Origin of the sequence: Leifsonia sp. NPDC014704, from assembly GCF_043083605.1 — a bacterium.
In the GTDB taxonomy this organism is placed as follows: domain Bacteria; phylum Actinomycetota; class Actinomycetes; order Actinomycetales; family Microbacteriaceae; genus Leifsonia.
The window spans coordinates 796,203-813,708 of sequence record NZ_JBIBYW010000001.1; the positions used below are offsets into that span (position 1 = coordinate 796,203).

The 17,506-nt window shown below is 70.5% G+C and carries 20 protein-coding genes; 9 read left to right on the forward strand and 11 right to left on the reverse strand.

Features of this window, described 5'->3' with window-relative positions; all coding sequences use genetic code 11:
- Positions 1-94: 94 nt before the first annotated feature.
- The 3 genes from ACF1AJ_RS03935 to ACF1AJ_RS03945 all read left to right on the forward strand — a co-directional run bounded on the left by ACF1AJ_RS03935 (position 95) and on the right by ACF1AJ_RS03945 (position 1,873).
- On the forward strand, positions 95-904 hold the full coding sequence (locus ACF1AJ_RS03935) for an NAD(P)H-binding protein (RefSeq protein ID WP_391506198.1): 810 nt from the start codon (positions 95-97) through the stop codon (positions 902-904).
- A gap of 29 nt (positions 905-933) precedes the next feature.
- A complete protein-coding gene (locus ACF1AJ_RS03940; RefSeq protein WP_391506199.1) occupies positions 934-1,341 on the forward strand; it encodes an arsenate reductase ArsC in 408 nt (135 codons plus the stop codon).
- 289 nt (positions 1,342-1,630) lie between these two features.
- On the forward strand, positions 1,631-1,873 hold the full coding sequence (locus ACF1AJ_RS03945; protein ID WP_018191003.1) for a hypothetical protein: 243 nt from the start codon (positions 1,631-1,633) through the stop codon (positions 1,871-1,873).
- Positions 1,874-1,897: 24 nt separating this feature from the next.
- Here the strand turns inward: ACF1AJ_RS03945 and ACF1AJ_RS03950 are convergent, their stop codons facing one another.
- Positions 1,898-2,509 (reverse strand): TetR/AcrR family transcriptional regulator, encoded by a 612-nt coding sequence (locus ACF1AJ_RS03950; protein ID WP_391506200.1) that lies wholly within the window; start codon positions 2,507-2,509, stop codon positions 1,898-1,900.
- A 78-nt stretch (positions 2,510-2,587) separates the two neighbouring features.
- Between ACF1AJ_RS03950 and ACF1AJ_RS03955 the strand changes: the two genes are divergently transcribed.
- The gene (locus ACF1AJ_RS03955; protein ID WP_391506201.1) at positions 2,588-3,031 is read left to right on the forward strand and encodes an ester cyclase; all 444 of its coding nucleotides are present in this window, start codon (positions 2,588-2,590) and stop codon (positions 3,029-3,031) included.
- A 26-nt stretch (positions 3,032-3,057) separates the two neighbouring features.
- Here ACF1AJ_RS03955 and ACF1AJ_RS03960 read toward each other — a convergent pair whose 3' ends face one another.
- The gene (locus tag ACF1AJ_RS03960) at positions 3,058-3,525 is read right to left on the reverse strand and encodes an SRPBCC domain-containing protein (protein ID WP_391506202.1); all 468 of its coding nucleotides are present in this window, start codon (positions 3,523-3,525) and stop codon (positions 3,058-3,060) included.
- A 76-nt stretch (positions 3,526-3,601) separates the two neighbouring features.
- Between ACF1AJ_RS03960 and ACF1AJ_RS03965 the strand changes: the two genes are divergently transcribed.
- Positions 3,602-4,408, forward strand: coding sequence for a metalloregulator ArsR/SmtB family transcription factor (locus ACF1AJ_RS03965; protein WP_391506203.1), 807 nt, complete (start codon positions 3,602-3,604; stop codon positions 4,406-4,408).
- A 1-nt stretch (position 4,409) separates the two neighbouring features.
- Here ACF1AJ_RS03965 and ACF1AJ_RS03970 read toward each other — a convergent pair whose 3' ends face one another.
- From ACF1AJ_RS03970 to ACF1AJ_RS03980, 3 genes are read right to left on the reverse strand one after another with little or no spacing between them, the layout of a single operon-like run.
- The gene (locus tag ACF1AJ_RS03970; protein WP_391506204.1) at positions 4,410-5,243 is read right to left on the reverse strand and encodes a carbohydrate ABC transporter permease; all 834 of its coding nucleotides are present in this window, start codon (positions 5,241-5,243) and stop codon (positions 4,410-4,412) included.
- Positions 5,236-6,177: a carbohydrate ABC transporter permease gene (locus tag ACF1AJ_RS03975; RefSeq protein ID WP_391506205.1), complete on the reverse strand. Its 942-nt coding sequence runs from the start codon at positions 6,175-6,177 to the stop codon at positions 5,236-5,238. The genes ACF1AJ_RS03970 and ACF1AJ_RS03975 overlap by 8 nt, the downstream gene beginning before the upstream one ends.
- The gene (locus tag ACF1AJ_RS03980) at positions 6,174-7,508 is read right to left on the reverse strand and encodes an ABC transporter substrate-binding protein (RefSeq protein ID WP_391506206.1); all 1,335 of its coding nucleotides are present in this window, start codon (positions 7,506-7,508) and stop codon (positions 6,174-6,176) included. The genes ACF1AJ_RS03975 and ACF1AJ_RS03980 overlap by 4 nt, the downstream gene beginning before the upstream one ends.
- Before the next feature lie 198 nt (positions 7,509-7,706).
- Between ACF1AJ_RS03980 and ACF1AJ_RS03985 the strand changes: the two genes are divergently transcribed.
- Genes ACF1AJ_RS03985 through ACF1AJ_RS03995 form a run of 3 tightly spaced genes read left to right on the forward strand, consistent with a single transcriptional unit; the run spans position 7,707 to position 11,570 of the window.
- Positions 7,707-9,128: an LLM class flavin-dependent oxidoreductase gene (locus ACF1AJ_RS03985; RefSeq protein ID WP_391506207.1), complete on the forward strand. Its 1,422-nt coding sequence runs from the start codon at positions 7,707-7,709 to the stop codon at positions 9,126-9,128.
- On the forward strand, positions 9,125-10,333 hold the full coding sequence (locus tag ACF1AJ_RS03990; RefSeq protein ID WP_391506208.1) for an acyl-CoA dehydrogenase family protein: 1,209 nt from the start codon (positions 9,125-9,127) through the stop codon (positions 10,331-10,333). Before ACF1AJ_RS03985 ends, ACF1AJ_RS03990 begins: the two co-directional genes overlap by 4 nt.
- Positions 10,334-10,343: 10 nt before the next feature.
- A complete protein-coding gene (locus tag ACF1AJ_RS03995; protein WP_391506209.1) occupies positions 10,344-11,570 on the forward strand; it encodes an acyl-CoA dehydrogenase family protein in 1,227 nt (408 codons plus the stop codon).
- A 15-nt stretch (positions 11,571-11,585) separates the two neighbouring features.
- On the opposite strand, the gene ACF1AJ_RS04000 is transcribed toward ACF1AJ_RS03995, so the two are convergent.
- The 5 genes from ACF1AJ_RS04000 to ACF1AJ_RS04020 all read right to left on the reverse strand — a co-directional run bounded on the left by ACF1AJ_RS04000 (position 11,586) and on the right by ACF1AJ_RS04020 (position 15,126).
- The gene (locus tag ACF1AJ_RS04000) at positions 11,586-11,963 is read right to left on the reverse strand and encodes a VOC family protein (RefSeq protein WP_391506210.1); all 378 of its coding nucleotides are present in this window, start codon (positions 11,961-11,963) and stop codon (positions 11,586-11,588) included.
- Between the two features lie 66 nt (positions 11,964-12,029).
- On the reverse strand, positions 12,030-12,353 hold the full coding sequence (locus ACF1AJ_RS04005) for a dihydrofolate reductase family protein (protein WP_391506211.1): 324 nt from the start codon (positions 12,351-12,353) through the stop codon (positions 12,030-12,032).
- Between the two features lie 407 nt (positions 12,354-12,760).
- Positions 12,761-13,708, reverse strand: coding sequence for an RNA polymerase subunit sigma-70 (locus ACF1AJ_RS04010; RefSeq protein WP_391506212.1), 948 nt, complete (start codon positions 13,706-13,708; stop codon positions 12,761-12,763).
- A gap of 221 nt (positions 13,709-13,929) precedes the next feature.
- Positions 13,930-14,292 carry a YciI family protein gene (locus ACF1AJ_RS04015; protein WP_391506213.1) on the reverse strand — a complete coding sequence of 121 codons (363 nt, stop codon included), beginning with the start codon at positions 14,290-14,292 and terminating at the stop codon, positions 13,930-13,932.
- A 90-nt stretch (positions 14,293-14,382) separates the two neighbouring features.
- Positions 14,383-15,126 (reverse strand): class I SAM-dependent methyltransferase, encoded by a 744-nt coding sequence (locus ACF1AJ_RS04020; protein WP_391506214.1) that lies wholly within the window; start codon positions 15,124-15,126, stop codon positions 14,383-14,385.
- Between the two features lie 80 nt (positions 15,127-15,206).
- Here ACF1AJ_RS04020 and ACF1AJ_RS04025 point away from each other — a divergent pair, with 80 nt between their 5' ends.
- Positions 15,207-15,584: a DUF1304 family protein gene (locus tag ACF1AJ_RS04025; RefSeq protein WP_391506215.1), complete on the forward strand. Its 378-nt coding sequence runs from the start codon at positions 15,207-15,209 to the stop codon at positions 15,582-15,584.
- A 38-nt stretch (positions 15,585-15,622) separates the two neighbouring features.
- Here the strand turns inward: ACF1AJ_RS04025 and ACF1AJ_RS04030 are convergent, their stop codons facing one another.
- Positions 15,623-17,488 carry a diguanylate cyclase domain-containing protein gene (locus ACF1AJ_RS04030; protein ID WP_391506216.1) on the reverse strand — a complete coding sequence of 622 codons (1,866 nt, stop codon included), beginning with the start codon at positions 17,486-17,488 and terminating at the stop codon, positions 15,623-15,625.
- Positions 17,489-17,506: the final 18 nt, after the last annotated feature.

Consider the following 17,506-nt stretch of genomic DNA (forward strand, 5'->3'; position numbering starts at 1 on the left):
CCCGCGCGTGCGCGCGACGACGGTCTCGTGACGGCCGGGAGTCTCGACTCCCCCGCCCCGGAACCTGTTCTCGTCGACTCTTCAGGAGCACGCAATGACCCACATCCTCATCACCGGCGCGTCCGGTCGTCTCGGCGGCGCGGCCGTCCGATCCCTGCTCACCCTCCACCCCGCCGAGGAGGTGCATGCGCTCGTCCGGACCCCTGATGCGGCCGCACGGCTGCGGCGGATCGGAGTGGATGCGCGACGCGCCGACTACGCCGATCCCGTGGGCCTCGCCACGGCTTTCCGCGGGATCGACCGCCTGCTGTTCGTCTCGAGTCCCGTGCTCGATCCGGACGAGCGACTCCGGCAGCACCGCGCGGTGCTCACCGCTGCGGCGTCACTCGAGCACATCGTCTATACGAGCGTCCACGGCGCCGACCACGACCCGGCGCACGCGGCGACGGAGGCGACTCTGCGCGAACGCGGTGGGGCGACCCTCCTGCGCAACGGGTTCTACACGGAGCCGTTCGTCACGGCCGCGGTCGAACGGTCGGCGAGCGGGTGGATCGGATCGGCCACCGCGTCCCGTCCGCTGGCCACCGCATCCATCGCAGACCTCGGCGAAGCCGCCGCCCGGGTGGTCGTCGATCCGCCCAGCGAGGCGTTGTGGGAGCTGCGCGGGCCGGCTTGGACCTACGATCGGCTCGCCCGCATCCTGAGCGGTCTGCTCGGGCGGCCCGTGGCACACCGGGATGTGTCCGCAGCCGATGCGGATCCGCTCGGGCTGTTGCACGCCGCGGCGGCCGCGGGGGCGCTCGCGCAGGAGACGGACCACCTCCGGCGGCTGCTCGGACGCGAGCCGCGCGGGATCGATGCGGTCGCCGCGAGCGTGGTCGAAGACATCGACGGTCATCTATGATTCGGGTACTGAGAGAATGCGAGGCCGCCGTGTCCGACCGCCCCACCGTGCTGTTCGTCTGCGTGCACAATGCGGGACGCTCCCAGATGGCCGCCGGATACCTCCGCGAGCTGTCCGGGGGTCGGGTGGAGGTGCTGTCCGCCGGCTCCGAGCCCGCCGACCGGCTCAATCCCGCGGCCGTCGCCGTGATGGCCGAGGAGGGCATCGACATCGCCGGGAACACCCCGCAGATCCTGACGACGGACGCCGTGCGCGAGTCCGACGTAGTGATCACCATGGGATGCGGCGACACCTGCCCGATCTTCCCGGGCAAGCGCTACGAGGACTGGGACCTCACCGACCCCGCCGGTCTCCCGGTGGAGCAGGTGCGCCCGGTGCGCGACGACATCAAGCGGCGCGTCGAAGCCCTCATCGCGGAGCTGCTGCCCGCTGGCTGAGCGGTCCCGCGCTCACAGCCGACCGCGTCGAAAACGGAGGGGATGCCAGGCACGCTCGCCCGCATCCCCTCCGTTCGCGGCGTTTCGCGGAGTGTCCCGCCGAATCTCCTCCGTTTCTTACGCTCGAACCGTCGTTCGCTGCGCTGTCGGAAACGGAGGGGATGCTGCGGCGACACGCCGCTGTCGCGCCGGAACGGAGGACGCCCGACCGTCCGGGCCGCGGGATGTCCTCCGTTTGCGGCGCGTGGGCGGAGGCTAGGCTCGGCGCGACGAGAGGGATGAGGGGACGATGACGCAGTATCGCGCGGTGTTCGACGCCGAGGTGACGTTCTCGAACGAGGGCGGATTGCAGGCGCAGGGGTTCCGCGTCGACGTTCCGGGACCCGAGGTCACCCCCGAGGAGATCGGGCGGCTGTTCGTCACCTCCCTCGACCTACTGATGACCGAGAGCGTCACCGTGCACGACGTGCGGATCATCGAGGAGGCTCACAAGGGCACGCGGGGCGGCCCGAGCGACCCGCGCAACCACTGACCGCTCGGGCGATCCGCGGCCCGGCTACCGCATCCCGAGCAGCTGACCGGCGAGCGTGGCGGCCAGCCACTGCTCGAAGTGCTCCGGCGTCCATCCGGCGTTGACGACCAGCTCGAGGTAGACACCGCTCGCGGCGAACGCCCGGTACACCGCCTGGGCCTCGGACAGGGGAACGACCAGCGCGTCCTCCACGGAGGCGATCAGGCTGTCCATCACGCGGTTGCGTGCGCGGAGCTTCGAGCGCAGCAGGGCCTGAGTCTCCGCATCCTCGTCCAGAGCGGAATCGAGGATGCGCACGACGTCGAAATCGGTCGAGTACAGCACCGTCAGCCAGCGGGCCGCTCCCGTCATCCGCTCCCCCGGCTCCGGCAAGTCCAGGATCTCGCGGGCGAGTTCGCGGGCGCGCGCCCGCTCCAGCCAGCGCTCGCAGATCACATTGAGGATCTCGCGCTTGGCCCCGTACGCGGCATAGACGGTGCGGGTGCCGACGCCGGCTTCCCGGGCGATCGCCTCGATGCTGGTCACCGCATACCCGTCGCGCGCGAACAGCGCCTGAGCGGCCGACGCGATGCGGAGGCGCGTCTGCAGCGCCTGCTCCTTCCGGTAAGAGGATGCGGTCTTGACGTCGGCGTTCACGAGATCGATACTAATGGTGCAGTCAATGCAGTGTCACTGCACTGACTGCAGCGAAGGTGCAGATAGAGGAGTTCTCCCATGATCACCACAGACGCAGAACCGGCCGCGGTCGTCCTTCTGGAGCGGATGCTCCACGAGGGATTCGCCGGCGGCCGCACGGACATCGTCGACGAGCTCTGCTCCCCCGACCTCGTCGAACACCAGCTCGGGCTGTCCGGGACCGGCGCCGACGCCATCGCCAAGGTCAAGAAGGGCATGACCGACGTGCACACCGCCTTCCCGGACCTCCGATTCACCATCGGGGACTGGGCCCAACGTGACGACATCGTCTGGGTCCGCGCCGAAGGTGCGGGAACCAACACGGGGCCCTTCCTCGGAGCGCCGACCGGGCGGCCGGTGCACTTCACCGTCGTCGATGTGGCGCGGGTCGCCGATGGGCGGATCGTCGAGCACTGGGGTGTGCCCGACCGCTTCGCGATCCTGCTCCAGCTCGGCCGTATCGAGGTCCCTCAGCCGCAGTGACGGCGCCACGGCCTTCGCCTGGCGAGCTACTCCCCCGCGTCAATCAGGCGTGCGAGGTTGTCCAGCTCGTTCGCCCGGCCGGCCAGGAGCCGCTCGGTCCACACATCGTCGTGCAGCGGCTCGACCCTCATGATCACACGCGTCCCACCGTCGACCGGCTCGAGCTCGACCTCGGTCAGCTGCTCGTAGGGCTCGTGGCCGGGCACGAAGTCGATCAGGGAGCGGTACCCGAGCCGCGTCGGCCGCTCGACTGTGGTGAAGGTCTTGCGGGATGTCGTACTCAGCGGCATCCCGTTCTGCTCCATGAACGCCACCTGCTCGGGCGCCGTCGCCGTCATCGTGTAGACGAGCTCACCTCCGGGCCGCAGGTCGAGCGCCGACACGTCGGTGCGGAACCCGTCCGGCGCCCACCAGCGCCCGATTCCCGCCGGGGTCGTCCAGAGTTCCCAGACGGTCTCGGCCGGGGCTGCGATGGTACGTTCGATCGTTTCCATGATTTGCTCCTTCGTTTGATCGCACGATATATTCGTTGCGACGAATGTGTCAAGCATCGATCGATCGGAGGATCGGATGGCGGTCGAAAGCGACCGGGTGCACGCGATCCTCGCGGTACTCGCAGAACCGACGCGGTTCCGGATCGTCGAGGCGCTGGCCATCCGCCCGCACACGGTCGGCGAGGTCGCCGCCGTGCTCGGGGCCTTGCAGCCTCAGACGACCAAGCACCTCCAAGCACTCGAAGCTGCCGGCGTGGTGCGTGTCCACCGGCTGGGCCGGCGCAAACTCGCCTCCCTGAACCGAGCGGCCCTCGATGAGGTCGCCGACTGGCTCGGCGGTCTGTCGGCGGCGACTCCGGACGACGTCGCCCTCGCGCGATACGCAGATGCGGTAGCGGCAACCGAGGCGCGGCTCTCCGACGACGCGGCCGGTCACGCGACCATCCTGCACTTCCGTCGCACCATCCCCGCTCCTCCGGCACAGGTGTGGGAGGCCTGGACCGATCCCCGCCTCCTCGCGCAGTGGTGGGCACCCCGGCATTTCGAGGTGGAGCGCAGTCGATTGGATGCGACTCCCGGCGGCCACGTCGAACTCCGGCTGCGCGAGGCCGACGGCGCGCGTTACGCCTCGGCCGGCACGGTCCACGCCGCAGAGCCGGGCCGCCGCTTGGAGTTCACGCTCGCGCCCCTCGGGCCTGACGGCGAACCGCTGTTCGACGCGGTGCACGAGTTGACCCTGTCGGGCCGGACCCGCTGCCGCATGGAGCTCACGATCCGGGTCGCCGATGCGGATGCTGCCGCCGCACCCATGATCGCCGGCCTCGAACCGGGGTGGACGCAGCTGCTGGACGCCCTGGCGGAGGTAGTCGCACGCCCGGCGTGACTCAGCGCGTCGACCCCGCCGTCAGCCCCGACACCAGCCGACGCTGGAAGAACGCGGCCGCGGCGAACACGGGGATGAGCCCGATCACCGATGCCGCCGCGAGCTTGCCGTAGTCGGTGATCCGCTCCCCCAGCATCAGCGTCAGCACGACCGGGAGCGTCTGCGCGTCCGGCGACTGGGTGAGGAAGGCGGCGAGGAGGAACTCGTTGTAGTCGAGCACCGCGACGATGATGCCGACCGCGACGAGCGCCGGGGCGAGCAACGGGGTGACAATGCTGATCAGCACGCGGAAGCCTCCCGCGCCGTCCAGCTGGGCGGCCTCGTCGAGCTCGGCGGGGATGCGCCGGGTGAAGCCTTCGAGCAGCCAGACGGCGACCGCGACGTTCGAGAGGGCGTAGACCAGGGTCAGTCCGGGCAGCGTGTTGTTGAGCGACAGGGAGCGCAGCAGGGTGAACAGCGGGATGACCGCGACGATCGGCGGAAGCAGCCACGGGCTCAGCACGGTCGCCGCCAGCGTGCGCCCTCCCGCACGGTACCGGGTGATCGCCCAGGCCGCCGGAACCGCGATGACGAGCGTGAGCGCCGCACCGGCCAGGGCAGCGACGAGGGAGTTGAGTACGCCCTGCAGCAGGCCGCCGGAGAGAGCGTTCACCCAGTTCTGCGGCTGCGGGTGTGCAGGGACGAGGAGGCCGGCGCCGACGTCGGCGCGCGACATCAGCGACACCGACACGAGGTACGCGATCGGGATCAGCGTGCCGGCGAGCACCAGCGCGAGCACGACGACCGCGGCGATGGGCCGGCGGTCGCGGGTTGCGGCGAGCAGGCGGTCAGTCACGGTGGAGCCTCCTGGCGATGAGGATGACCGGCAGCGTCACGACGGTCACCACGACGGCGAGCAGCAGTGTGATCGCCGACGACCGGCCGAGGTCGAACTGCTGCAGTGCTGCCTGGTAGATCAGGTACGCGGGCATGCTCGTGGACGTGCCGGGCCCTCCCGAGGTCAGCACGAACACGAGGTCGAACACCTTGAAGGCGAGCACCAGCCGGATGAGGAAGGCCGCCGCAATCGTGCCCGCGATGGCGGGCAGCGTGATGCTGCGGAAGAACCGGAACCCGTGCGCACCGTCGAGCGCCGCGGCCTCGGCGACCTCACGGTCCTGTCCGAGGAGCGCTGCGAACACCAAGAGCGCGATCAGCGGCGTCCATTCCCACACGTCTGCGACGCCGATCCCGACGAGCGCCCAGCCCGGCGACGACAGCACGGCGACGGGCGCCCCGTGGTAGCCGACGAGGCTCAGCACCGTGTTGAGCAGGCCGCCCGACGGGTTGAAGATCAGCTTCCAGAGCACGCCGACGATCACGGGCGGGGTGATGAGCGGCAGCAGCAGGAGAGTGCGGCTGAGCGAGCCGCGGCTCGTCGCGCTGCGCAGCGCCAGCGCGGTGACGACGCCGAGCACGGTGCTCGCCGCCGATACGACCAGGGCGTAGACCACGTTGCGCGCGAGCGAGGCGGTCACATCCCCGTCGGTAAGCGCGTCGGTGAGGTTGGCCGTGCCGACCCAACTCTGCAGCGGCCGGCCGAGCGACGACTCCGACAGCGCGGTCAGCACGATGAAGACGAGCGGATACGCGCCGAGCACGATCGTGGCGAGCACGGTCGGAGCGACCATGGCCCGGCGCACCCCGGCGCCGCCCGCCCGGGCCCGGCGCGCGGGTGTGCGCGCGGCGGCCCGGGGGGCGGCGTCGGTGACGAGGGAGGCCTCCGTCACTTGAGGATGCTCTCCCACTTCTTCTGGATGTCGTCCATCGTCTGCTTGGCGCTCCCGCCCTGGCCGGCGAGCAGCTTGGCGAGGCCGTCCGTCAGCACCTGGGCGAGCTCCGTCGCGTGCTTTCCGGTGGGCCAGGCGAGCGATCCGGTCAGAGTGGCCTTGTTGACGTTCTGGATGGTCGGGAAGTCCTTGCCGTAGGTCGCGTCGTTCAGCGAGCTCTTCCGGTTCGGGTCGATCCCGGTGGGCGGCGACGCGACGAGCAGCTGGGCGTTGACCTTCGACGAGGTCGCGAACTGGATGAACGCCTTGGCCAGGTCGGCCTTCTTGGTGTTGGCGGTGATCACCCAGGTGAAGCCGGCGACCAGCGATGCGCGGGAGGTCGTGTTGGATCCACCGGTGGGCAGCGTCACGACGCCCCACTTGCCCGCGACCTTCGAGTCGCTGGATGCGTCCTCCGAGCGGACGCCGAGGTCGGTCCAGTTCTCGATGAATCCGACTCTGCCGGCGAACCAGGCGCTGTTCCCCGCACCGAAGTCCGTCTCGGCCGGCGTGGGCAGCGCGTACTTGTTCACATCCACCAGCGCCTGCGCCGCCTGCACGGCCGCCTCGGAGTCGAGTGCGGGCTTGCCCTTGTCGTCGAGGAACTCGCCGCCGAAGCCGGCGAGGCGGTTAGCGTAGCTGGCGCCGAGGATGAGCGGCGACTTCTGCCCGAAGACCGCGGCGCCGTACACGCCCTGCGCCGACTCGTTGGCGGTAATCGTCTTCACGTCCTGCAGGTACTCGTCCCAGGTCTTCGGCGGCGCCTGGATGCCGTTCCTCGCGAGGATCTCCGTGTTGTAGAACAGCACGTGCGTGTCGCCGTCGAACGGAAGGCCGTAGCGCTTGTCGCCGACCTTGCTGTACGCGTCGTAGATCGACGGGATGAAGTCGGATGTGTCGAGCGCTTTGTCGTCCTTGATCCAGGAGGAGAGGTCCTGGATTGCGCCGTCGGAGGCGAGGTCTCCGAGCGAGACGTACCAGGGCGCCGCAGCGTCGATCGTGTTCGCGCCGGACTGCTGGTCGAGGGCGATCTTCGACCCGATCTCGTCGTAGGGCACGATGACGGTCTTGACCGTGGCGCCGGTCTCCTTCTTGAACTCGGCGGCGAGCCATTTGGCGGCGCCCTCGTGCGAGGAGATCATCTCCACCGTCAGCGTCTGACCGGCGAACTTCTTGCCGTCGGAGGCGGTGGATGCGCTGGAGCCGTTCGAGGCGCCGGCGCAGCCCGCGAGGACGAGAGCGGTGGCGGCGAGGGCGGCGACCGCTGCGGCGGAACGTCGTCGGGATGTCATGGGTGCTCCTCGGGAAGGGATCGGAGGCGGGTGCTGGGGGCTCAAGGCCGGATGCACGGAAAGCCGGGTGGTGAGTGCCGTCACGCTAGGGACTCCCCCGGCTCTGCCGCAAGCGAGTGTGACGCTGTGCTACGCCGACGCAATCTGGCGTCACATGCGCTGGCCCGCGGGCGCGCGAACCGCTAGCGTTCCGCACCTATGGCCGACCGAATCATCCTCAACGCGTTCGATATGAGCTGCGTCACCCACCAGGCACCCGGACTCTGGCGTCATCCCGACAACCAGGCGCACCGCTACACCGACCTCGACTACTGGACCTCCCTGGCCCGGACGCTCGAGCGCGGCGGTTTCGACGCCCTGTTCCTCGCCGACGTGCTCGGCGTGTACGACGTGTACCGCGACTCCGCCGCCCCGGCGCTTCTCGACGCGGCGCAGATTCCGCTGGGCGACCCGGTCGCCCAGATCAGCGCGATGGCGGCGGTCACCGAGCGCCTCGGTTTCGGGGTGACCGTCGCGACCACGTACGAGCAGCCCTACCTGCTCGCCCGCCGGTTCTCGACGCTCGACCACCTCACCAAGGGCCGGATCGGCTGGAACGTGGTCACCTCCTACCTCGACTCCGCCGCCCGCAACCTCGGGCTGCGCAAGCAGATCGCGCACGACGACCGCTACGCGATCGCCGAGGAGTTCCTCGACGTCACCTACAAGCTGTGGGAGGGGTCGTGGGAGGACGGCGCGGTCTTGCGCGACCGCGAGACCGGCGTCTTCACCGACCCGGCACTGGTGCACCCGATCGAGCACGACGGCGAGCACTACCGGGTGCCCGGCATCCACCTGAGCGAGCCGAGTCCGCAGCGCACGCCCGTCGTCTTCCAGGCCGGCGCGTCGCCGAAGGGCCGGGAGTTCGCGGCGAAGCACGGCGAGGCCATCTTCATCAACGGCCTCACGCCCGAGCTCACGCGCAAGGCGACGGACGACATCCGTGCCCGTGCCGCCGCGATCGGCCGACCGGCCGAGACGGTCAAGATCCTGACCCTGGCGACGGTGATCGTCGCGCCGACCGACGAGGAGGCGCAGGCGAAGCTCGACGAGTACCGCACCTACGTCTCGACCGAGGGGGCGTTCGCGCTCTACGGCGGGTGGTCCGGGCTCGACCTGTCGCAGCTGCCGCTCGACGAGCCGCTGCAGTACATCGACACCGACGCCGCACGGTCGGCCCTGTCGATCTTCACCACGGCCGACCCGAACCGCCAGTGGACAGCCCGCGACATCGCCGAGTACGTCGGCATCGGCGGGATCGGCCCGGTGATCGTCGGAAGCCCGACCACCGTCGCCGACGAGCTGGAGCGCTGGATCGAAGTGGGCGGCATCGACGGATTCAACCTCGCGTACGTGGTCACCCCGGGGAGCTTCGAGGAGTTCGTCGAGCTGGTGGTGCCCGAACTGCGGGCCCGCGGCCGCCTCGACGACCAGCCCGGGACGACCCTGCGGGGACGCCTGAACGGCACCGGCGACGCCGTCGTGCCTGCCTGGCACCCCGCGCACCCCTACCGCGGTGCGTACCGCGGACGCCCCAGCGCCGCGGACCGCCGCGAGCCCGTGACCGAAGGAGCAGCATGACCCGCAGCTATTGGACCGGCCAGGCCGACGCCGCCGAGCTCGCGCACTGGGAGGCCGTCGCCACCGAGGCCGCCGACCGGCTGGCCGTCGACGCCCTGGAACGTGACCGGGCCAACCAGGATCCGACCGCCGAGCTGGAGCTGCTGCGCGACACCGGCCTCGTCAACCTGCTCGACCCCGCGGAGTTCGGCGGAGGCGGTGCGCACTGGGAGACGGCCTTCCGGGTGATCCGCATCCTTTCGCGTGCCGACGCCTCGGTCGCGCAGGTGCTCGCGTACCACTACATCAACTCCGGCAATATCGGCTTCGCCGTCGCCCCGGAGCGCCAGTCGGACCTGTACCGCCGCACGATCGACGGTCGCTGGGTCTGGGGCGACTCGGTCAACCCGGTTGATCCGGACCTCACGCTCACCGACCTGGGGGACGGACGCCACCGCCTCGACGGCACCAAGCGCTTCTCGACCGGCGCCTCCGCCGGCGACATCGTGCTGGCGGCCGCGACCGTCGCGGGCGGCGCGCGGGCAGGCACCCCGGTGTTCGTGCTCCTCGACCACGACCGCGCGGGCATCCGCTATCACGGCGACTGGGATGCGCTCGGCCAGCGGCTGTCGGCGAGCGGTTCCGTCACCTTCGACGGCGTCGCCGTGGACGAGTCCGACATCCTGGGCGAACTCAGCGACGAGCCGTTCTCGACCCTGATCACCCCGGGCATCCAGCTCGCCTTCGGCAACCTCTACCTCGGCATCGCGGAGGGCGCGCTCGCCAAGGCGCGCGAGCTCACCCTCGCCCGCACGAACTCGTGGTTCCTCTCCGGCGTCGACCGGTACGCTGAGGACCCGTTCGTGCTGCGCGTCTTCGGCGAGCTGCTGTCGCGCATCGAGGCCGTGGAGGCCCTCGCCGACGCGGTCGGCCGTGAGTTCGACGCCGTCGTCGAGAAGGGCGAGGAGGTCACCGCGGAGGACCGCGGCCGGCTGGCCCAGCGGATCGCCCGGCTGAAGGTCGTCTCGACCGAGGTGTCGATCGAGGTGACGACGCGCGTGTTCGAGGTCACCGGATCCAGCTCGGCTCGCGCCTCCGTCGGGCTCGACCTGTGGTGGCGCAACGTGCGCACGCACACCCTGCACGACCCGGTCGACTACAAGAAGCTCGAGGTCGGCGCGTACTACGTCAACGGCGACCTGCAGCCCATCTCCCTGTACACCTGATCGGAGCGACATGACCGACACGACGACCGCCGCCCGTCCCTCCGCGCCCGCGAGCGCCGCCGAAGCGCTCGAACGGCTGGAGCCGATCCTGGAGCGCCTGCGGAGCTCGGCGTCGCGCCGGGAACGCGAGCACGAGCTGCCGACCGGCGTGGTGCGCGAACTCGCCGATGCGGGGCTCGGTGCTCTGCGCGTCCCGCGGGACAACGGCGGCGCCGGCCTGAGCCTCGTCGAGCTGGGTGAGGTGCTGGTGGAGCTGGCGGCTGCAGACTCCAACCTCCCGCAGATCTTCCGCGGTCACTTCGCCTTCGTGGAGGACCGCCTCACCGCTCCCGCTTCCGCCGAACGCGACGCCTGGCTGGAGCGCTTCGCGGCGGGCGAGATCGTCGGCAACGCCTGGAGCGAGACCGGTTCGGTGGGTCTTGGCGACTCCGGGACGCACATCCGCCGCACCCCGGACGGCCCGCGCGTCGACGGCCGCAAGTTCTACACGACCGGCAGCCTCTACGCGGATTGGATCGACGCGACCGCGAAGGACGCCGACGGCACCGACGCGACGGTTCTCCTGCGCGTCGACCAGCCGGGAGTGTCGGTGCGCGACGACTGGGACGGTTTCGGCCAGCAGCTGACCGGCACCGGCACCGCGGTCTTCGACGACGCAGCGGCATCTCCGGCCGACGTCCTCCGGTTCTCCGATCGCTTCCGGTACCAGACCGCCCTCTATCAGTGGGTGCTCGTCAGCGTGCTGGCGGGCATTGCACAGGCGACCGAACGGGAGGCGGGTGAGGCGCTGCGCGCACGCACGCGGGTGTACAGCCACGGCCTCGCTCCGCTGGCGAAGGACGACGGGCAGCTGCAGGCCGTGATCGGCGAGATCTCGGCGGTCGCGTTCACCGCGCGGGCGCTCGTCCGCTCGGTGGGCGAAGCCCTCGATGCGGCCGCCGCCACCGCATCACGGCGCGGCAGCGCGGAGGACGACGAGGCCAACGTGCGGGCGGAGATCGCCTCGGCGCAGGCGCAGATCGTGCTCAGCCAGTCGGTGCCCCTCGCCGCGACCCGGCTGTTCGACACGCTGGGCGCCTCGGCGGTGAGCCGGGCGGCCGGACTCGACCGGCACTGGCGGAACGCGCGCACGGTCGCCTCCCACAACCCCTGGGTCTACAAGGCGCGCATCGTCGGCGACTGGAGCGTCAACGGCACGGTTCCGCCGTACATCTGGCAGATCGGCACTGCGCGCTGAGGCGCGACGGGCTGGTCAGGCGCCCGTTCCGTCGGCTTCTTCGGCGGCCGGCGCCTCCCACAGCTCGATGGGCAGCCCCTCCGGGTCGTGCAGCCGTGCGAACCGGCCGTAGTCGCCATCCCACTCGGCCCTCCGCTCCACGACGATCCCGGCTGACTCCAGCGAGCCGACCAGCTCATCCAGTCCGCTGACCCGCAGGTTCAGCATGAACGGCTGGTCAGCTGCGAAGTAGTCGGAGTCGGCCGGGAACGGCGCGAACACGGTCATGCCGCCCTGCTGCTCCCACACGCTGTCCGAGCCCGCCGCGATCCCGAGATGCTCGCGGTGCCAGGCCGCGCGCGCCTCCGGATCACGGCTCCGGATGAACAGTCCGCCGATGCCCTCAACGCCCACTGCGACCTCCTCGCCTCGGCGCTCAGGCTAGCAACCGACGGTCGCTCCGGCGATTGTCACCGGCGGTCACCCGCGCGGATCGAGCACGGACAGCACGGCCGGGCCGACCTGCTCGGCCGACACGAGCCGCAGTTCGGTCGGGCTGCCGGCGGCGTCGAACAGCCGTCTGCCCGCCCCGACCGCGGTCGGGAACGTCAGCAGCCGGTACTCGTCGATGGCGTCCCTCCCGGCCAGTTCGGCGACGACCGATCCGCTGCCGATGACGACCACATCCCGCTGCGGCACCGTCCGGTCGAGCCAGCTCTCCAGTCCGCCGACCGCGGTCGAACCGGACCACGCGTCCAGCGCCACCGGCATGCTCGCCAGCACGGCCTTGCTCGCCTGATTCATCGCCCGCGAGAACGGGTCGTCGCGGTTCGGCCAGAGGGTGCTGAAGTGCTGCCAGGTGCGGCGGCCGAACAGCAGCGTCCCGGTCTCGAGGATGCTGCCCAGCCGGAACTTGTCCCCCCGCGACCCCCTGTGGCCCGAACCGCATCGCCCAGCCGCCGAACGGCGTGCCGTCGCTGCCGTCCGGATCCTCCACCACGCCGTCCAGCGTGATGAACTGCACCACGATCACTCGTCCCATTCGCTCGTCTCCTTCTGTTCGCGTTCTCGTTGCGTTCACACGTGCATACGAACGAGCGCTCCCAAACTCATCTCCGCCCTCTCCGCCCTCTCTGCCCACCGTCGAGTCCGCAAAAAATGCACACGTCTGGCCCCGGAGCGTGCAGTTTGTGCGGACTCGACGGTGGGGGTCAGCGGGCGGGGGCGAAGAGGGCGAAGAGGCGCGGGTCCTGGTAGACGAGCACGCTGGCGATGGCGTCGCCCCGAGATGTCTCGGACCCGTCGAAGAGCTGCACCGTATGCGGCTCGCGACCCTGCTCGGTGAGGCGGTACAGGAGGAAGCCGCGCTGGCCGTTCGCGGCGATCGGTTCGGTCGCCCAGGAGGTGCCGCGCCAGGTGAACAGGTGCTCCATGAAGGCGGCGAACGGTGCGCGTCCGATCGACCACTGCGGCACCGGCGGCATCTCGAACACGACGTCGTCGGCGACCAGGGCTGCCAGCGCCCTCACATCGGCGGCCCGGATCGCGGCCGCGTAATGCTCGACGACGCCCGGGCGGAGGGGATGCGCGCGCCGCGTCCCCTCACGGATCGCCGCGCGAGCCCGCTGCAGCGCCGAGTTCGCCGACGCGACGGAGACCTCGAGCACGGCCGCGGTCTCCCCCGCGCTGAGCCCGATCACGTCGCGGAGCACGAACGCACCCCTCTGCAGCGGCGAGAGCGTCTGGAGCATGGCCGTCACGGCGAACCGCACGTCCTCCGCCTGCTCCGCCGCCGCGGCCGGCTGCGAGTCGGATGCGGCACGGCCGACCCAGCCCGTCGGCGCGGGCAGAAGCCACGGAACGTCGAAGGACGGCACGAGCGGCGCGCCCACCTCGATGCTCGGATCCGTCAGGTCACGGGGAAGCGGTCGCCGAGGGGTCTGCCGCAGCCGGTCGACGCACACGTTGCGGGCGACCCGGTAGGCCCAGGTGACGAAGGATGCGCGGGCCGGGTCGAAGCTGTCGCGGGCGCGCCACATCCGCTCGAGCGCATCCTGCACCGCATCCTCGGCCTCGAACGGCGACCCGAGCAGCTGGTACGAGAACGCGAGCAGGCCCCGGCGGACGCCCGCCAGGTCCGCCTCCGAGAACGCCGCCATGCGCTGATCCTAGTGACGGCGCGAACCGGCCCCCGTCAACTTTTGACGGTTTCTGTCCTCCGAATTGGGGACGCGGCGGCACGCGGGTTAGCGTTGTCGAGGCCCGGGGATGCCGGACCGACGCGGATACGAATTCTCAGCGAAAACGTCTCAACCCGACGCGAAACGGAACGGCATCCCGGGAAACCCTCTCCCCCGACGTTGCGCAGCCCGCGAGGTGTTCAGCCCGCGCTGTGGTCGACCAGCGGCTGCACCTGGACCCCGCTGTGATCCTGACGGGCCTCGGCGAGACCGGACGCCAGCGCGACCGCCGCATCCCTGTCGGGCATGTCGATGACGTAGAAGCCGCCGACGACCTCCTTCGCCTCGGTGAACGGGCCGTCGACCGCGATCGGCTCCCCGTCGTCACCGCGACGGACGGTCACCGCGGTCTCCGGTCCTTGCAGCTCGCCGGACGCGACCACGGCATCCCCCGCCTTCTGCCAGAACTCGCGGTGGGCGGAGTCGATCTCCGCGCGCTCGTCGGCGGACATCGCCTTCCAACGGTCCGCGTCGCCCTGGATGAGAATGATGAACTGGCTCATCGGTCATGCCTTCCTGCTGTCGGAACATCTTCTGACCAGGCGTCGAACGAACACGCCGGAAATCGACACGGGCGCGGGATGCGAGCGTCCTCACGCGACACGCTCGAGGACGATGAGGGGTGTCCGGTAGTGCTCGGTAACCGTCCCTCCGAGGTCGCAGACCGCGACAGCGGCCTCCTCGGCCTCCGCCTCCGACCAATCGCTGAAGGTCGTGAACAGCCCGCGCACCCCGTCCTCGTCGAGGTCGATGGACCACGGGAACTCTTCCATGTGTGACGCGCGGAAAAACCCGCCGCCTTCAAGCAGTCGGGCCCACTCCGCCGTCTGCGACTCGTCCGGACCGGGCCGGGGCGGCGCATCCCGCCGGTCGACGATCGCCTGCACCCGCCCACGGAACGGCGTCGGCGGCACGGATGCGTCCCCGTAGGCGTTCCGCCAGACCGCCAGGTGGCCGCCCTGCGCCAGTGCGGCGTGCAGCTTCGGCAGCACCACATCGAGGTCGAACCAGTGCACCGCGGTCGCGACCGTCGCCAGAGTGAAGGATGCGGCGGGCAGGTCCGCCTCCTCCGCCGTCGTCGCGATCACCCGCACATCCGGAAGCCGTTCGGCGAGCCGTACCGCCAGCGCCGCGCCCGGCTCGACGGCGGTCACCTCCATCCCGGCCTCCACCAACCCTCGGGTCGCCTGCCCGCTCCCGGCGCCGAGATCGAGCGCCCGCGCGCCGGGAATGAGCAGCCCGAGCGCTGCGAGCCGCTCCCACAGGGCAGCGGGATACGGCGGCCGGGCGCGGTCGTACAGCTCGGCGTGCCGATCGAAATGCATCGGGTCGGGCATGCGCCGACGATATCGCGGAGGTGCTCCGTGCATGTAGGGAACGATTGCCGCGATGTCGCCGTGAGGGGGATACTGCTCGCATGAACGCCGTGGCACAGGTGCTGGCGGTCGTTCTCGGGGTGATCCTCATCGGCGTGGGATCCCTCGAAGCGTTCCAGTACCGGAATCAACGCTGGTTCTCGATGTTCCATATCCGCAGCGAGGATGCTCCGGCCGTGCGGCTCTGGGTCGTCAACCTGGGGTTCTACAACATCGTCTACGGCCTCGGTTCGATCGCCGGCGTAGTGCTCACGCTGATCGGGCTCGTGGCCGCAGGCATCGGCATCGTCGTGTTCGTGTGCGTCTCGCACATCATCCTGGGCCTCGTGCTGGTTATCGTCGAGCGCACGCTCTGGCGCAACGCGGTGTACGAGGCGAGCCTGCCCGTCGTCGTCCTGGTGGCGCTCTCATTCGGATGACACCGAGCACGGAGGCCGACCGGCGCGTCGCACGCGGGTCAGAGCGACACGCGGTTGCGACCCTGCTTCTTCGCCCGGTACATGGCGGCGTCGGCCGCGTCGAGCAGCTGCTTCGCCGTCAGCCCGGCCTCGATGGGCAGGACGCCGCACGACGCCGTCACGGTCATCGGCCCGCGCGCGGTGTCGATCGGCAATGCGATCTCCTCCACCAGCCGTGCGGCGAACCGCTCGCCGTCCTCCGCCGTCACTCCGACGCTGAGCACCACGAACTCATCCCCCGCCAGGCGGGAGATCACGTCGGTGGCGCGGCTGCCCGCGGTGAGGCGGTCGGCGACCGTCCGCAGCACGGCATCCCCGGTCTCGTGGCCGTGGCGGTCATTGATGGCCTTGAAGCCGTCCAGGTCGAGGAACAGCAGCACGCCGCCCTCGCCCGCCGCCACTGTGGATCCCAGCCGGTGCTCGAGCGAGCGCCGGTTGTGGAGGCCCGTCAAGTGGTCGATCAGCGCCAGCTGGGCGAGACGCGCCTCCTGGCCACGATCGAGAGCCCGCGCCAGGTCGCGCCCGAGCTCACGCGCTTCCTCGGGGATCGATCCCCACGCGAGCGCCGTCCCCTCCACGCTCTGCCGCCACTCGGAGAACGAGCGGCGCGGCGACAGCGGGGTGTCGCGATTCTCGGGACTCTGGTCTCCGAGCCAGCGGATCACCTGCGTGACCTCGTGCCGGAAGAACAGCAGGACGCCGTGCGCGCCGACCGGCACCACGAGTAACCCCGCGAAGCCGGGCATCAGGGCCGCCAGTGCGGGGTGGGTGCGCTGCAGCTCGCTCGTGTGGAACGGTTCGATCCCGACGGCGGAGAGCAGCAGGCTGCGGTCGATGGTCGGGACGTCGCCCACGCTGCGGCTCACCCCATCCAGCGCCAGCACCGCGCCGTCCGCGCCGACCAGCCGGCAGAGCTCGGCGCCGCCGTCGACCAGTGTCAGCAGCGGGTCGTCAGACGACGGGATGCCCGCCAGCATCGCCGCGCGCTGCTCGCGGACGGTGAGGTCGCGGCGCAGCTGCGCGATCGACTCGAGCGCGGTCAGCTGCAGGGTCAGCTGGGTGGCGAGCACCTCCAGCGCGCGGCGGAGCAGGACGGGCATCCGCCGTTCGGTCCGGTGTGCACAGGTGATCATGCCGGTCAGCCGGTCGTCTTCGATCAGCGAGAACGACACCGTGGACGCCTGGCCCATGTTGCGCATGAACTGCAGGTGGTGCGGTGAGACCGCCCGGAGCTCGCCGCTGCTGAGGTCGAGCGGCGGCACGTTCTCGTCGACGGAGACCAGCGGGGTGCCGGCATCCTCGGTGCTCACGATCTGGCGCGACAGCTTGGTCAGGTAGAGCGAGCGGGCCTGCTGCGGGATGTCGGACGCCGGGAAATGCAGTCCGCGGTACGACTCCATGTCGGGCTCCGACGCCTCACCGGCGACCTCGCCGTGACCGTCGTCGAAGAAGCGGTAGACCATCACACGGTCGAAACCGCTGATCCGCTTGACCTCCTCGGCCGCCGCCTGGCGCAGCTCCTCGGCGCTCGAGACCAGGCCCAGCGAGCGGATCGCGCCGACGACCGACGCGGTCGGGAGGTCCGGGGTGCCGGCGGCCGGCTCCAACTCGATGACGACCTGCTCGCCGAGACGGTGCGTGACGGCGTCGTACGGCTCGCCCTGCAGCTCGACGCGGACGGGATCACCGTGCGTCTCCGCCGCGATGCTCCACTCGAGGGTGGGACTGCGGAGCTCCGACACGGAACGGCCGAGCCACTGCGCCGCGTTCTCGCTCGCGGTCACGATCTCGTACGTCGCTGCGCTGACGACCAGCAACATCCCGAACGACTGGATCCGGCCCGGTGTGCGGATCGGCTCCTTCACACACTCTTCGAGCCTCCG